Origin of the sequence: Paenibacillus sp. FSL P2-0136 (genome assembly GCF_037975325.1) — a bacterium.
Classification (GTDB): Bacteria; Bacillota; Bacilli; order Paenibacillales; family Paenibacillaceae; genus Paenibacillus_AQ; species Paenibacillus_AQ silagei.
Genome location: NZ_CP150244.1, coordinates 1,518,144 through 1,533,792 on the forward strand (window position 1 = coordinate 1,518,144; position 15,649 = coordinate 1,533,792).

General features: G+C 52.5%; 14 protein-coding genes and 1 riboswitch. Of the genes, 12 read left to right on the forward strand and 2 right to left on the reverse strand.

Features of this window, described 5'->3' with window-relative positions; genetic code table 11:
* Positions 1 to 347 precede the first annotated feature (347 nt).
* The 6 genes from NYE26_RS06315 (at position 348) to NYE26_RS06340 (ending at position 7,321) form a co-directional block, all read left to right on the forward strand.
* Positions 348 to 1,730, forward strand: coding sequence for a radical SAM protein (locus NYE26_RS06315; RefSeq protein WP_339254706.1), 1,383 nt, complete (start codon positions 348 to 350; stop codon positions 1,728 to 1,730).
* A 63-nt stretch (positions 1,731 to 1,793) separates the two neighbouring features.
* Positions 1,794 to 1,934, forward strand: a complete 141-nt coding sequence (locus NYE26_RS06320) for a hypothetical protein (RefSeq protein WP_339254708.1) — start codon at positions 1,794 to 1,796, stop codon at positions 1,932 to 1,934.
* Positions 1,935 to 2,011: 77 nt separating this feature from the next.
* On the forward strand, positions 2,012 to 3,382 hold the full coding sequence (locus NYE26_RS06325) for a radical SAM protein (protein ID WP_339254710.1): 1,371 nt from the start codon (positions 2,012 to 2,014) through the stop codon (positions 3,380 to 3,382).
* 28 nt (positions 3,383 to 3,410) lie between these two features.
* Complete coding sequence (locus tag NYE26_RS06330) at positions 3,411 to 5,366, forward strand: radical SAM protein (RefSeq protein ID WP_036725741.1); 1,956 nt, start codon at positions 3,411 to 3,413, stop codon at positions 5,364 to 5,366.
* Between the two features lie 41 nt (positions 5,367 to 5,407).
* Positions 5,408 to 6,655 carry an MFS transporter gene (locus NYE26_RS06335; RefSeq protein WP_339257355.1) on the forward strand — a complete coding sequence of 416 codons (1,248 nt, stop codon included), beginning with the start codon at positions 5,408 to 5,410 and terminating at the stop codon, positions 6,653 to 6,655.
* Between the two features lie 225 nt (positions 6,656 to 6,880).
* Positions 6,881 to 7,321, forward strand: coding sequence for a DUF5680 domain-containing protein (locus NYE26_RS06340; protein ID WP_076079734.1), 441 nt, complete (start codon positions 6,881 to 6,883; stop codon positions 7,319 to 7,321).
* A gap of 94 nt (positions 7,322 to 7,415) precedes the next feature.
* Here NYE26_RS06340 and NYE26_RS06345 read toward each other — a convergent pair whose 3' ends face one another.
* The gene (locus NYE26_RS06345; protein WP_339254713.1) at positions 7,416 to 7,547 is read right to left on the reverse strand and encodes a hypothetical protein; all 132 of its coding nucleotides are present in this window, start codon (positions 7,545 to 7,547) and stop codon (positions 7,416 to 7,418) included.
* Positions 7,548 to 7,563: 16 nt separating this feature from the next.
* On the opposite strand from NYE26_RS06345, the gene NYE26_RS06350 reads away from it, so the two are divergent.
* Positions 7,564 to 7,788 (forward strand): hypothetical protein, encoded by a 225-nt coding sequence (locus NYE26_RS06350; protein WP_339254715.1) that lies wholly within the window; start codon positions 7,564 to 7,566, stop codon positions 7,786 to 7,788.
* An 82-nt stretch (positions 7,789 to 7,870) separates the two neighbouring features.
* Here NYE26_RS06350 and NYE26_RS06355 read toward each other — a convergent pair whose 3' ends face one another.
* Positions 7,871 to 9,235, reverse strand: a complete 1,365-nt coding sequence (locus NYE26_RS06355; protein ID WP_339254717.1) for a helix-turn-helix domain-containing protein — start codon at positions 9,233 to 9,235, stop codon at positions 7,871 to 7,873.
* A 366-nt stretch (positions 9,236 to 9,601) separates the two neighbouring features.
* Between NYE26_RS06355 and NYE26_RS06360 the strand changes: the two genes are divergently transcribed.
* The 5 genes from NYE26_RS06360 to NYE26_RS06380 all read left to right on the forward strand — a co-directional run bounded on the left by NYE26_RS06360 (position 9,602) and on the right by NYE26_RS06380 (position 15,602).
* Positions 9,602 to 11,881, forward strand: coding sequence for a glycoside hydrolase family 3 C-terminal domain-containing protein (locus NYE26_RS06360; protein ID WP_339254719.1), 2,280 nt, complete (start codon positions 9,602 to 9,604; stop codon positions 11,879 to 11,881).
* Between the two features lie 61 nt (positions 11,882 to 11,942).
* A riboswitch (guanidine-I (ykkC/yxkD leader) is annotated at positions 11,943 to 12,054 on the forward strand.
* Between the two features lie 58 nt (positions 12,055 to 12,112).
* On the forward strand, positions 12,113 to 12,472 hold the full coding sequence (locus NYE26_RS06365) for a multidrug efflux SMR transporter (RefSeq protein ID WP_076079730.1): 360 nt from the start codon (positions 12,113 to 12,115) through the stop codon (positions 12,470 to 12,472).
* Between the two features lie 2 nt (positions 12,473 to 12,474).
* Complete coding sequence (locus NYE26_RS06370) at positions 12,475 to 12,789, forward strand: multidrug efflux SMR transporter (protein ID WP_339254722.1); 315 nt, start codon at positions 12,475 to 12,477, stop codon at positions 12,787 to 12,789.
* A gap of 110 nt (positions 12,790 to 12,899) precedes the next feature.
* Positions 12,900 to 13,763, forward strand: a complete 864-nt coding sequence (locus NYE26_RS06375; RefSeq protein WP_339254724.1) for an aldo/keto reductase — start codon at positions 12,900 to 12,902, stop codon at positions 13,761 to 13,763.
* Positions 13,764 to 14,162: 399 nt separating this feature from the next.
* A complete protein-coding gene (locus tag NYE26_RS06380) occupies positions 14,163 to 15,602 on the forward strand; it encodes a PTS mannitol transporter subunit IICB (RefSeq protein WP_339254726.1) in 1,440 nt (479 codons plus the stop codon).
* The last annotated feature ends 47 nt before the right edge of the window (positions 15,603 to 15,649 follow it).

Consider the following 15,649-nt stretch of genomic DNA (forward strand, 5'->3'; position numbering starts at 1 on the left):
CAGAAGTAGTAGCGTGTGGGCGATGGCATGTTCGCTTGGACATGCGCAAAGACACCAGCATCTTCGGAGGCTGGTGTCTTTGGCGTGAGGATACGGTTGGCACAATGAGGTACATTTGTGCACCTGATTTCGGAGAAAGTTGGCGGCAGGTGCGGACTGGAGTGGTTAACCGCTTCTATCTACTTATTGCAAGAGTAATTGGGAATTTCTATTTCCCTGTTTTTTTATCATTTAATAGATTTTTTCCTATTTTATGACTTTTATCATAGTTGTCCATCAGGAAAAGTTTTACATTATTTACAAGTTAGTAAATGCAACTCTATCAGTCCTGAGGAGGATGAGGGCGTATGAGATTGTCTAAGTATAACTACAAATACAGATTAAGCGATGATGTTCTGCTGATCATGAATACATTAACCGGCGCTGTAGACTTGGTTGAGCCTAAGGTAGCCCGTGTTCTTTTTAATAGAAGCTCCGATACATCTGCATTAAACGATCTGGATCCGGAAACGCGTACCCTGCTTAAGAGCAGAGGGTATCTCACGGATATGAACGAAGAACAATATGTCCGTGAATCACTCGAAACCTACTACCGCTCTCATCCGGCCTTACAATTCACAATCTGCCCCACCTACAAATGCAACCTCGCCTGCCCTTATTGCTTCCAATCGGACATTCACCAGGACTCGCCGACGCTTGACTTTGCACAGATTAATGAGATATTTCAGGCGATGGATCAGATGGTGCATCTGAAGCCTGAGGCGGCCGTCCAGTTCGAGCTTTTCGGGGGCGAGCCCTTCCTGGCCCGTAATCAATCTCAGGTGGAGTATATTTTACAGCAGGCTATTGAGCGGAGTTGGCCTATTCTCTCCATTACGAACGGTACCGAACTCGGTGCGTATTTCCCTTTTCTGCAGAAGCACTCGGCGCATTTCCGCCATATGCAAATCACACTGGACGGCCCGAAGGAGATCCACGACCAGCTGCGTAAATACAGGAACAACAGCGGCAGCTATGATCTTATCTGCTCGAACATTACTTTTCTCCTGGAGCACCATATACCCGTAACCGTCCGAATCAACACAGGCCGGGAGAATGTCCGGCATTTGCCGGAGATGTTCGCCGGGTTCGAGCGGCTTCAGTGGACAAGCTCATCTGATTTCTCCTGCCAGATTGCCCCGATCAATGATAATTTCAATACGGGGAAGGTTGCCGGCTTCCAGCCTGAATCTGATCTTCTGAAGCAGCTTCATTTACTCTTCCCGGATTGGGAAGCCACCCGGCGCAGGTATAAGGTCAGCCTGGGGTATTTCATGGAGAAGAAGCTGCGGATACTCCGCAAAGCTATGTTTGACACAGACGATGACCACTATTACTTCGATCTGTCCGGCTGCAGTGCTTCAAAGCGTCATAATCTCGTATTTGGTGCAGACGGGCGGCTGTATCCTTGTGTTGAAACCGTCGGATTCCCGGATTATTCGATTGGAAGCTACCTTCAAGGGCTGCATTTGGATGAAGAGAAGTGGCAGAGATGGCAACGGGATATCGTGGTGAATGACAAATGCAGACACTGTAATCTTGCGCCTCTCTGTGGGGGCGGCTGCGTACTGAAAGGAAGCAGAGACGGGGAATTACGGGATTTCGAATCGAACTGCAGCGATACAAGGCAGTATCTGAAGACCTATCTCGATCTGCACCGGGACCGTCTGCTCGAAAGCTATTGCCAGTGAACTCCATTACCCTGATGTCAAGGTATTTACCTTGCCATAAATATTCTTAGAGGAGAGGAGGTAATGTACATGAAATCACTGACGAAGAACAAGGATCTCTGGACGAATCTCTCAGCCAAAGACCTTGAAGAAATTACGGTTCCAATGGCATGTTGCCAGAAAGCATCCATTCAAATCAACAATCCTACCAAAAAAGCCATCTAACAGCATCCTTATATTTGGGAAATAGCGGGAAGCGCATCCTTATGCCTTCCCGCTGTTCATACCAGGGGGGATAGATATTGTATATTTCAGAATATATTCTTACGTATCGCTTAAGAAACGGCCGTCATCTTATCTTCAATTCCCTGTCGGGCGCAATGGATATTGTGGAAGAGCATATCAGCCAGTTCCTCCAGAAACAACAGCCTGTTGAATATACTCTCACCGCTGATGAAGAACAGTTTCTGGCCGGCAGAGGTTATCTGTACAGGGAGCGTGAAGAGGAGCAAGCCCTGATCCGCCGGTACAAAGAATACCTGGATCAGCATGGCTCGGGTGACATTTCCTTTGTGTTCTGTCCTTCCATGACCTGTAATTTGAAATGTGTCTACTGCTTTGAGCCCCAAGAGATCCGCTCCAGCCATGAACAGATGACTGAAGATCAGGTGCAGGCTGCCTTCCTGGCCATGGATCAAATCATGGAGCAGCAACAGTCTACCCGGCATCATTTTGTTATTTTTGGCGGGGAACCGCTCCTGCCCCTGAACCATTCTATCGTCGGACTTATTCTTGAGCAGGCCAAAGCTAGGGGAATTACAGGAACGGTCATATCCAATGGGGTGTTCCTGTCACACTATCAGGAATTGCTAGAGCCTTACAAGGACATGCTCAGAATCCAGTTAACCATAGACGGCCCCCAGGCGGTTCATGACCGGCGGCGGATCACCCGGGCCAATGAGGGAACCTTTATGAAAATAACCGCTCAGATTGACTCCTTCCTGGAGCATAATTTCGACATCGCTATTCGTGTCAATCTGGATGGTGAGAATATAGAGCATCTGAATGAACTCCTGGATTTCTTCCAGGAACGGCAATGGAATGCTTACCCTAACTTCTCGGTTTCACTGTCTCCCGTTGAGAATTATGCAGGGAATTCCGCCCCGGGCCTGCTGCCCAGCTATCAGCTCACGGAATTCATCAAAGTGCATGTGCCAAACGATAAACTAAAAAGGCTGAATGTCGTATTAAACAGTGATCTAACCAGACTCTCCCTGCCGTTCGAGCACGTGCTGGGAACAGGCCTCGCTAAAGATAACTATTTCCCTAACTATTATTTTTGTGAGGCGGCCGGAGGAAAAACATTCACCTTCTCGCCGGACCACCAGGTCTACCCTTGCACCAGTATTATAGGTAATCCCAAATGGAGTCTTGGAACGTATTACCCTCAGCTTAAGCTGGATGACCAGAAGCTGGCGCTCTGGAAGGAACGTCATGTCTTGAATCAGCCGGAGTGTAAAGGATGCAATATCGCTTTTCTATGCTCCGGGAATTGTCCGGTTCAAGCCGACCGAACCACCGGTTCGATCTTAGGCGCCTACTGCGGAAATGTGAAGCGTGACCTTGACAGCCATCTGGAGCTGCTGAATGCTTCGTTCACCGCCTTAAGTTAAATCTTCTCCTACGTGAGGTGACTGGGAAATGATTCAATTGATATGTCCGCCCTATAATGCAGCTGTGGATACCGTTGATCCTCCGCTCAACCTGCTTGTGCTAGGCGCTGCACTTCTTGAAGCGGGGTACGGGGTATGTCTCACTGATCTGGCATTACTCTATTCAGGCACCAGCCATTTCGATACAGCAGCCCTTGCCGGTATTGCCCGATTAATCATCGGCAAGCCCTCCAGAGTTCTCGGATTCACGGCGATGTGCGGCAATTATTCGATCGCACTGAGAATTGCGGAGGAATGCAAACGGCTGGACCCGGACAGAATCATTATTCTTGGCGGACCCCATGCGAGCTTCGTAGCGGCTGAAACCTTAACCCATTTCCCAGCGATAGACTATATCGTTGCCGGAGAAGGCGAGCTGACGCTGCCGGAGCTGATTGCGGTCCTGGAGTCGGGCCATCCGCTCTCAGAGGTAGAAGGAATCTGCTTCCGTGAAGAGGGGACAATCCGCACCAATCCGCCGCGGCCGATTCTGAGGAATCTCGATGATACGCCCTTCCCTGCCTTTCATCTAATCGAGGATATTGAAGCTTATTTTACCACTCCGGAGAGCCGGTTTTTTCCGGTTGAGGCGGGACGCGGCTGTCCCTTTAATTGCAGCTTTTGCAGCACCTCGACTTTCTTTTCACGAAAATACAGAACTAAAAGTCCTGCACGGATCATCGCCGAGATGAGATACGTCAGGGATCGTTGGGGAATCACCCATTTCAGCTTAACGCATGATAATTTCACGGTTAATCAGAAGTTTGTCAGACAATTCTGCCAGGAGCTGCTGGATTGCAGCGAGCCCTTCACCTGGAGCTGCTCCTCCCGGACGGACCACGTCAATATAGAACTGTTTGAGGTGATGATGCAGGCTGGATGTAATGGCGTCTTCTTCGGGATTGAGAGCGGCAGCCAGCCCATCCAGCAGGTCATTGGCAAAAAGCTCGATCTGAACCAGGCTTATGAGCTGCTCCGCGAGCTTCATCGGCTGGGTCTGTCATGTACGGCTTCATTTATTACCGGATTTCCCGAAGAGACAACCGAAGACCTTAATCAGACGCTGGATATGATTGTCCGGCTGCTCTCCATAGGAATAGCGGATGTGCAGCTGCATCAACTGTCCCTTTTTCCCGGAACCCAATTGTTTGACGCAGCGAAGGGCAGCCTGGTGCTGGACGAGCAGTTCTGGAGCACGAACGATATGAACAGTGATTTCCAGCTATCCGGCATTGAAAAGAACTGGATTGCCAGCTACCCGCAAATTTTCAGCAACTATTACTCCTTGCGGTCTGTGGATACACACACTCTGCACAGGATCAGAAAGCTCTACTACCCGCTGGCCCGTTCGTTCTTCCGCACCTTGTATTATCTCAATCATCTGGCGGCTGTTCCATACACCCGTACAATCGATTATGTCTCTGCCAGGCTGGATATGCATGAGGCAACACCGCCGGAAGCGGAGCTGGCCCTCATTCTTGATGAGCTGGTGCAGGGTCTTGTGCCGGAAACCGGGCGGGTCCTTAAGGACTTCCTGTCTTATGAGCGTGCGGTGATGGAACTGATGCAGCAGGATACAGCTCCGCAGGACACAACTGCTATGAAGCCTGTCAAAGTGATGCAACCGCACTATTCCATCCCTGCGCTGAAGCTGCACAGTCCCCTTCCTGCAGAGCTTGAGCTTGCGGAAGGGCATGAAGATTGGATTCTGCTGGTGCTGGAGAGCGCACCGGCTCTTGAAGGGCGCAGGCGCTACGTCCGGGTGATGAGCATGGACCCTTTAAGCATTGCTATTATTCAACAGATGGAGGACGGGAGCGACTTCAGGACGGTTGTACACAACCTGGCGTTAGAGAATCCTTTTGCTGCCAGCGAACAGGATCGGCAGGAATGGATCAGCCGGGTGTACGACCATTTCCATACGCATGAATTGCTGACTTCTTAGGGTGACAATACCGAAAGAGAGGGGGCCTTTCCTTGTGGAGTATGCTGAAGAACGGAGTGTTCCGCCGGTTATGGTGCACGCAGACCTTATCCTCTGTAGGAGATGAGATCAGGAACTGGGCCATCCTGTTCTGGGTATTTGCGGAAGCGGATCAAGCTGTCTTTTACCGGACGGCTCTTTTGTTTGCCCAGATGCTCCCGGTCTTTATCATGGCTCCTCTTGCCGGAACATGGGTTGACCGCAGGAAACCAAAGAAGGTGCTGCAGGCGACGCTGGTGATCCGGGCTGCGATGTCTTTTGTACTGGCCGGATTGATCTGGATGGAGCAGGTGCCGCTTTTGCTGGTCATGCTGGCCTTTGCGTGTACGGTTCAGCAATTTTTTCAGCCTGCCATCAGTAAATTAACGGTCACAGCCGTGGACAACGAGGATTACGGTACCGCCAGTTCCTCTGTAAAGACGGTAGATACGCTGATCAGTCTTGCCGGGCCTGCAATCGGAGCCTTTGTCTACCAATGGTGGGGGGCGTCAACTTCTTTAATTGTGGACGGCTTTTGTTTCATCGCAGGCAGTCTGTTCATTCTGAGTCTTAAGGTGAGCCCGGCCCCCCTGGCAGCACCCTCCGATTCCGGTCCGGCAACCTCCTTTTGGGTGGATGTCCTGGAAGGCTTCCGGTATATCTTCGCTTCTGCGCTCACCAAACGCTTATTTATCATGTTGGCGGTAATGGGGGCGTGCACAGGAGCGATTAATCTGTTAAATATATATTTCGTAGTGAAAGAGCTGCATTTAGACCAGAATTACTTAGCCTGGGCAAGCACCGCCGGGGGCATCGGTATGTTCGCGGGGGCGCTCGGTCTGAACCTGCTTGGGACAAAATTCAAAAATTATGTGCGAATCAACATTTGGGGAGCAGCGGTCATGACTCTGGGGCTGTTGCTGCTCACGCTCTCCTTCGGCGCTTGGTCCATGCTGCTCAGCCGTGTCATTATCGGGATTGGCATATCCCTGCTGAGCATTACGCTGTCGACTCTGTTAATGACCTATGTTCCTGAGAACCTGCTCGGACGCGTCGGTTCCGTGTTTGAAGGCGGTCCGCTGGCGACCAATATGCTGTCTTATCTATTCTTCGGATGGTTGTATGTGTACACTGGCGCCAGATTGATCTTCGGCATCTCCACTATGCTGTTCTTCATGGCGTTTCTGCTGGCCCTTAGCCTTCAGTCTGTACTCTCCCCGGCCCGGAGAGTCCGTGCCGATCAGCAGGAGTTCATCAGCCCGTCCCAGTAACAGCCTAACCCGGGATGCATCGGCGGAATGACAAATGAGGGGCATAGGTGCACCTGATTTCGGGAGAGGTACTAAGACTAACTGGTTTTAGATGTTGAGCGCCGCTTTTTACTAATTACGTTACGTTCCCTGTTCACGAAGATTTTGCTCTTATGAGATTAGTCACTGTTAAAACAGAACGTATGTTCTATTATGACGGAGATAAATTTCTGGAGGATGATTATTATGTTGGAGCAAATTCAGTTTCTGATTGAAGCCAAGAAAGCTACTTATGCAGGAAAAGGTCCGCAGGGACAATCCTCACGGCCAGCCTCTCATGATTTGGAGTTCATGCGCGGGAACCTAAAGTACATAGATACCTACCTGGGCGCAGAGAAGTTTGCCGGACAAGAAGCTTTGTGGGAGGATGACAAGCCGTTCTGGGCGATGAACTACATAGGGAGAGTAACCGCAGCAGGCTTCAACCCTGATTTTCTGAAGGCTGCTCTGCTCCGGGTCCCGGAAGAGAAGCCCTTTCGTGGACCGGAGCATTATTCGGAGGGTCAGCACAGCTATAAATGCTCCGTAACCGGAGATTTCTCCTGGTTCAGCGGGGTGGAGGAGATTTGGACTGGAGAGACGAAAGTGTATGAATGTGTGTTCCATGGCGGAAGCGTTAAAGAGTAGCCCATTCAGACGCAGCAAGCGTTCCCCGTAATCCATTTCACCACAGAAGCCTCCCAGGCTGCCGCTTCCCGGCAGTCTGAGAGGCTCCATGATTCTATCCGTCAGTCTCCGCCACCGCCACCAGAATCACCGCCACCAGAATCGCCACCGCCTCCGAAATCGCCTCCTCCATGGCTGCTGTGACCTCCGCTATCCCAGCCTCCGTGGCTGCCGTGATGATGATCATGGGTATGATTCCCGTGGTGATGACCCTGATGATGGCTGGCACCGCTGTGCCCGTCCGTGCCTGGATGGATTTTATGTGGGCTGTTTTCGTTGTAGCTGCCCGCATCGGCCCCGGTACCTGTGATGAAATAATGATCTCCCGCGTGAGAGCGGGTTCTATTTCCGTAATTTTTGTACCGCGCATTACGATTACTGCGATTAATAAACATCACCGCAACGAATATGACTGCAACTGCGAATAGTAAGCTTCCCATCATGCAGAACCTCTCCTTTATCCAAATGTAGGATTGCCCTCATAGCAGAATCATACCATAATTCTGGAATCTACCTGGAATGCTGCTTGAATTGTCCCGGGGTGAGGCCGGTGTACTTCTTGAATACCTTAGTAAAATAGCTTTGGTCGTTAAAATGCAGACGGGTAGCGATATCCGACAGCGTGATCCCGGGCAGCTGAATCAGCTGCTTGGCTTCTTCGACCCGCTGCTGCTGGATATAGTCGCTGATGGCGGTTCCGGTTTCTTTTTTGAACAGCTGGGACAGGTAACTTGCGCTCATTCCGGCGTATTCAGCCAGCCTGCCGAGCGGAAGCTCCTCATACAGATGGTTGTATATGAAATTCCGGCACCGGTCGGAGACGCGGGAGTGTCTTGCGCTGCGGCTGCCCTCTACCTGATCGGCGAAGTCGCATAGAGCGGCCAGCATGGCGCTGTCCACCGCCGGAATATCGCGGAGCTCCTCAATATACTGGATATGGAAGTCGCTTAGCGTATAGGCAATCTCCCAGAACAGCCCGCCTTCAATCGCTGCGCGGGTGGCCAGCGTGATGGAGGAGACAGCCAGATTTTTTTTGCTGCGCAGCTGGCTTTTGCGGGACAACCTTCCGTAGCTCTCCTCGCCAAAAGAAGCATGGGTCTGCAGCAGCCCCGCCTTGTCCCCATTGGTAATATAGCGGAACATTTCGCGCTCCTGCATCGGGTCATGGTGCAGCCATGTATGCTCGCGGCGGTAGGACAAGTCCAGATCCGGGCTGTCGTCCGCCGGATGCAGCGGTTCCGCCAGCGGACCCGCCGCCAGCAGCAGCTCCGTTACGGATAATGCCTGCCCGGTGACAAGCGTGTAGAGCAGCAGCGCCGCATGATACCAGCGCTTTCGGCTAATTATAGGGAGGTTGCCGTAATACTCCAGCCAGCTTGCCTGCTGCCCGGGCGGGATGTTGTGGTCGCGCAGCAGGCTGGCTGCATTATCACCGGTAACAGGTGCGTTCAGCGCCGGACCGGTGACGATGGCACCGTCAGCGCCGGGAAGCTGGAGAATAATGAAATTCTCCAGAAAGCCAGTCGTGTGCAGATACGGCAACGCGGGCGAGGCCGCAGCAGCAGTTCTGCCCGTCACCGCGTTAAGCGTCCCGCCTTCAGCTGCTGTCCTGCTACTAACTGTACTAAACGTCTCGACCGTCTCCATGTTAAGCTTCCTGCCCGCCGCCGCTCCTCCATGCCCCCGGACAAGCTCCATCACCTCAACCGGCAGGCCGCCCGTTCCCTGAACGGAAGGGCGGTTCAGTGCAGTCGGTCCCAGGGCTAGACGGGGCGCAGCCGCTTCATCAACCCACAAGACCGGGACCCGGTAAGCTTCGTAGACCAGCTTGCAGATGTACTGTATACCGTCGTCATTCCCGATTCCCTTCACCATAGGCCGCCCCCTTTTTTAAAATATAATTTATATATTTCACGCTATACATTATCTTTCGCCGTTTCCACTTGTTGTTTAGGAAATTATGATTTTCTTCTGTTGTGGTAACAGCATACATTGTGCTCACATACAGGCGCATGGCCCGATTGTATGCGAAAAACAGCATACATTTGCTGGCGCAAAGGCATGTGGCCCGAATGTATGCGGAAAACAGCATACATTTGCTGGCGCGCGTTAATCTCATTCACCCGTAAGGGTGATTTTGTTCTCTACTTAGAATACCAAAAATCGAATGAAAGTACCATAATTGGCGGGAACAGTCATATAGAATGGAGTCAAGAAACCGTATTCATAGGAGGCTATATAATGGCAAAGGACGTAACAGAGCTTCAAAAGCTCATTTCGCAAATGACACTGGAAGAGAAGGCCGGACTCTGCTCCGGGCTGGATTTCTGGAACACCAAAGGCATTGAACGTTTGGGTATCCCCTCAGTGATGGTAACAGACGGTCCCCACGGTCTCCGCAAGCAGCAGGGTGACGCAGACCATCTTGGATTGAATAACAGTGTACCGGCAACCTGTTTTCCGTCAGCAGCCGGACTTGCCTCCTCGTGGGACCGTGATCTGATCTTCCGGGTGGGCGAGGCGCTGGGAACGGAATGCCAGGTGGAGAATGTCGCCGTTCTGCTCGGACCAGGCAATAATATCAAGCGTTCTCCGCTGAATGGGCGGAACTTTGAATATTTCTCGGAGGACCCGTTCCTGGCCTCAGAGATGGCTGCAAATCATGTGAAGGGTGTGCAGAGCCAGGGAGTGGGGACGTCGCTGAAGCATTATGCTGCCAATAACCAGGAACACCGCCGCATGTCAGTGGATGCAGTTATTGATGAGCGGACGCTCCGCGAGATTTATCTAGCCAGCTTCGAAGGCACCGTGAAGCAGAGCCAGCCGTGGAGTGTGATGTGCTCTTATAATCAGGTGAACGGAGAGTATGCTTCCGAGAGCTATGAGCTGCTGACCAAGGTGCTGCGTGAGGAATGGGGCTTCGAAGGCTTCGTTGTGTCCGACTGGGGAGCTGTCAATGAACGGGTAAAGGCACTGGCAGCAGGGCTTGAGCTGGAAATGCCGTCAAGCGCTGGAATCGGAGACGCCAAGATTGTAGCGGCTGTGAAGAGCGGTGAATTGGCTATGGAGACGCTGGATCTCGCTGTAGAGCGGATGCTGGCCTTTATCTTCAAAAGTGTCGAAAACCGCAACCCGCAAGCGGTCTTCGATGCAGATAAGCATCATCAGCTTGCACGCGAAGTGGCCCGGGAGAGTATGGTGCTGCTGAAGAACGAAGGCGGGATTCTGCCCCTCGTGAAGAGCGGCCGGATCGCCGTGATCGGTGAATTCGCCAAGCAGCCGCGGTATCAGGGCGGGGGCAGCTCGCATGTGAATCCATCCCGGATGGATGATGCCTTCGTTGAATTGCAGGCCGTTGCCGGGGATGCGGCCAGCTTCCTGTACGCACAGGGCTATGAGCTGGAGAGCGATGACATCAATGCTGATCTGCTGCGCGAAGCCTGTGATACAGCAGCTAAGGCGGATGCAGCTGTGCTGTTCCTTGGTCTGCCTGACCGCTACGAATCGGAGGGCTATGACCGTAGCCATCTGCTGCTTCCTGCGAGCCATAAGGCGCTTATTGAAGCGGTGGCCGAGGTCCAGAGCGAAATTATTGTAGTGCTGAGCAACGGCGCGCCGGTCGAGATGCCTTGGCTGCATAGGGCGAAGGCGGTGCTTGAAGGCTACCTGGGCGGTCAGGCTTTTGGCGGTGCGGTTGCGGATCTGTTGTTCGGCGAAGTGAGCCCGAGCGGCAAGCTGGCGGAGACCTTCCCTATGAAGCTGAGCGACAATCCGTCATTCCTGAACTTCCCCGGTGAAGGTGATACGGTGGAGTACAAGGAAGGCTTGTTCGTAGGCTACCGTTATTATGACAAAAAAGAAATCGAGCCGCTGTTCCCCTTCGGCTACGGCCTCAGCTACACGGAATTCGAGTACAGCCGCCTGCTGCTGGATCAGACCCGCATTCAGGACACAGATACCGTTCAGGTATCGGTCACTGTCAAGAACACCGGCAGCAGAGCGGGCAAGGAAGTCGTACAGCTCTATGTCAGTGATGTGGAGAGCCATGTGATCCGTCCGCTGCAGGAGCTGAAGGGCTTCGGCAAGATTGAGCTGCAGCCTGGGGAAGAACGCAGCGTAACCTTCACTTTGGATAAACGTTCCTTCGCTTATTATAATGTGCAGTTAGGCGACTGGCATGTGGAGAGCGGGATGTTCAAGATCTCTGTTGGATCTTCCTCACGCGATATCCGACTGAGCACGGAGCTTGAGGTGGAATCCACCGTGAAGCTGACCACCCGGTTCCACCGCAACACCACAGTCGGTGACCTGCTTGCCAATCCGCTGACGGAGGAGAAGGCGAAGAGCTTCAGCAGCGTGTTCGGGCTGGAGGATGTGCTTGGCGACAATCCGGAGATGCTGCTGGCCATGATGAGATACATGCCGCTGCGCGCCATGATCGGCTTCGGTCAGGGCAAGTATACCGAGGCGGATCTGGAAGCGGATCTGCAGGAGCTGAACAGGCTGGCCGGACAGGAGTAAGAGATGCAGGGGTTGCATTCCGCAGCGTGATTTGCTAACATACGTTGTAAGTTCATAAGCAGTTATAGTTCTCTAGGGTTCCGCAGCAGGTACACACCGCTGGCCTGGTCCGAGGGAGAACACACGGATGAAGCCAATCCGTGTATACACGGAGGGACAAAAGCCCGGGAGGTATCGTCAATAATGACGATAACCTTCCGGGCTTATTTTATGACACAGGAGGCAAGGGAAATGAAGAAAAGCACTAAGAGCTGGATCATGATTGCAGGCGCTGCTTGCTTTGAAGTGGTATGGGTCATCGGGCTGAAGCACGCCTCCGCTCCATGGGAATGGGCGGTTACTGTAGCGGCTATCGTGATCAGCTTCTACGCCCTCATCTGGGCCAGCGGCAGGCTGCCGGTCGGGACGGTCTATGCTGTATTTGTCGGACTTGGAACCGCAGGTACCGTTCTGGCGGGTGGAGTTCTGTTCGGTGAACCGTTGCGTCCGTTGAAGCTGTTGTTGATTGGCCTGCTGCTGGCTGGGGTCGTCGGACTGAAGCTGGTTACCCCGGCTCAGGCTGAATCTGAACAGACAAAGGAGCTGAACTGATTATGGCATGGGTGATGCTGATTGCCGCTGGTATATGTGAAATGTTCGGGGTCGCCATGATTGGCAAGCTGCACAAGGACCGCAACTGGCAGTCTGTCTGCCTGCTGGTTCTAGGCTTCGGGGCAAGCTTCCTGCTGCTGTCTCTGGCGATGGAGAGTCTGCCGATGGGGATTGCATATGCGATCTGGACAGGGATTGGAGCGTCAGGGGCAGCGATTATGGGCATGTTGTTCTACGGTGAAGCGAGGGATGTGAAGCGGATTGCCTGTATTGTAGTGATTCTGGGAGCCGTAGCAGGCCTGAAGCTGATCGGCTGAGAATTCCGCTGAAACGTTACTGAGTTGGACACTGATCGGATGTTTCGTTGCCCTGGATATGGTAAGTATAGTAAGTAAGAACATTATTCTTATAAGGAGACTTATCACATATGAGCAGACCTGTATCTGAAAGTATCCGTCTGAAGGACGGAGTCGTGCTGCCCAGACTGGGGCAAGGGACGTGGCGGATTGGTGACCAGCCGGCGAAGCGGGCAGAAGAGATTGCTGCGCTTCGCCATGGCGTGGAGCTGGGGATGAATCTGATTGATACGGCTGAGATGTACGGGGACGGCCGCTCCGAGGAGCTGGTTGGTGAAGCGCTGCGGGGAATCCGCGACAGCGTATTTCTGGTCTCCAAGGTCTATCCGCATAATGCGGGCGGGACTAAGCTGATTAGCAGCTGCGAAGCCAGCCTCAAGCGGCTCGGGACGGACCATCTGGACCTGTACCTGCTGCATTGGCGCGGCAACATTCCTCTGGAAGAGACCGTGGAGGGGATGGAGGCACTGGTTGCTTCCGGCAAAATCGCCCGCTGGGGCGTATCCAATCTGGATACGGCAGATATGCAGGAGCTGCTGAGTATTCCCGGCGGCAATCACTGTGCAGTTAATCAAGTGCTCTATCATCTGGGCTCGAGAGGGATTGAGCATGAGCTGCTGCCTTGGCTGAGAGGACATAAGATTCCTGTCATGGCCTATTCTCCGCTGGCCCAGGCAGGCACGCTGAGAAAAGGGCTGACTGAGAATGAAGCTGTGCAGCAGATTGCCCGGAATTATGAGGTCACTCCGCTGCAGGTTCTGCTGGCCTGGACCATCCGGGACGGGGAGGTCATCGCTATTCCCAAGGCTGCCACCCGTGAGCATGTGAATGAGAATGCGGCTGCCGCTAGGCTTGTGCTCACAGACGACGAGCTGTGGCAGCTCGACGATGCTTTTCCCCAGCCGTCGTGGAAGGTTCCGCTGGACATGATTTAATCATAGCTTAACCGCTGTTGCATGGCATAGCTGTCTCCGTTGAGGGGGCGGCTTTTTTGTTGTCTGGGAAACATAGCCGTATGAGCTACAGCCCTAAGTTCTTACAATATCCATCCGCAGGTTGATTCTGTTCTTTACACTACCTAAGCCTTAAATGATATTATACGTGAAATTGTGCATCCTATGAGGAAGCTTGTAGGCCGATGGGAGCAGGGCGGATACCGGACTTAAGCCCCTTGGCAGGAGCTCTTAAATGTTGTCAACAATGTTCATGCCGAAACCGTGTTTTCAATTTGGTGACAAAGAAAGCGCTTTGATTTACGATGTGTTCAAAGGGAAAACACCTTTCAGTATGCGGTGCGGAAGGTTCCCGTTCATTACAATAAGGGGGCATCTCAAATGGCCACAACGGCAACGAAACAAACTTCATCCGGCGGTGGAAGGGTGAAGGTTCAACAATTCGGACGTATGCTCAGCGGTATGGTTATGCCGAATATCGGCGCTTTTATCGCTTGGGGATTGATTACAGCATTATTCATTCCAACGGGCTGGTATCCTAATGAGAGCCTTGCAGCTCTGGTAGGCCCAATCATTAACTACCTGCTTCCTCTCTTGATCGGTTACACCGGGGGACAGATGGTTCACGGCAAACGCGGTGCTGTCATCGGCGCGCTGGTGACCATGGGGGTTATCGTCGGCTCGACGATTCCAATGTTCCTGGGTGCGATGATTGTCGGTCCGCTGGCTGCCTGGGTGCTGAAGCAGTTCGACAGAGCTGTGGACGGCAAAATCAGAGCTGGATTCGAAATGCTGGTTAACAATTTCTCACTGGGTATCATCGGCGGCGCTTTGACGCTTGGAGCCTTAAAAGGCGTTGGACCGCTGGTTCAAGGGTTGACCAATATCCTCTCGAATGGCGTGGAGTTCCTGGTGAACCATAACCTGCTGCCGCTCATCAACATCATCATTGAGCCGGCCAAGGTATTGTTCTTGAACAATGCTATCAACCACGGCATCTTAACTCCTATTGCTACAGAGGAATCTTTAAGAATAGGTAAGTCCGTTCTTTACATGTTGGAATCTAACCCAGGTCCCGGACTTGGTATCTTGCTTGCTTACTGGCTGGTGGGTAAAGGCTCTGCGAAATCTTCTGCACCAGGCGCAGTCATCATTCATTTCCTGGGCGGAATTCATGAGATCTATTTCCCTTACATCCTGATGAACCCGCGTCTGATTCTGGCAGTAATCGGCGGCGGTGTTTCCGGTACATTCACGTTCCAGCTTCTTGGCGCAGGACTTACAGCGTCACCTTCTCCCGGTAGTATCTTTGCCTACTTCGCAATGACGCCAAAAGGTGGATACCTTCCAATGCTGGCAGGGGTAATTGTTGCTACCATCGTCTCCTTCCTGCTTGCGGCTCTCCTGCTGAAGTCTGTGAAGAAGAATGATGATGAAGAGATGGATCTGGAAGACGCAGCGGCTAAAATGAAAGACATGAAGTCGGCCGGTACAGCAGCACAGACCGCCGCAACTACAGCTGTAGCTTCCAATGTCCGCAGCAAAGCCAATGTGAACAAAATCGTCTTCGCTTGTGATGCAGGGATGGGTTCCAGTGCCATGGGGGCCTCGGTGCTGAGAAAGAAACTGCAGAACGCAGGGGTCAACATTACGGTGACGAACTCTGCTGTTAGTGAAATTCCTGCTGACGCGGATATCGTAGTTACCCAGAAGACGCTTACCGACCGGGCGATTGCCAGCAATCCGAAGGCAGAGCATATCTCGATCGATAACTTCCTGAAGAGTCCGAAATATGATGAGCTCGTAGAACGTTTGAAGTAAGCGGCACAAGTGTAAAATCTAAGTATATAGTTCTCGCTGAAACGGAT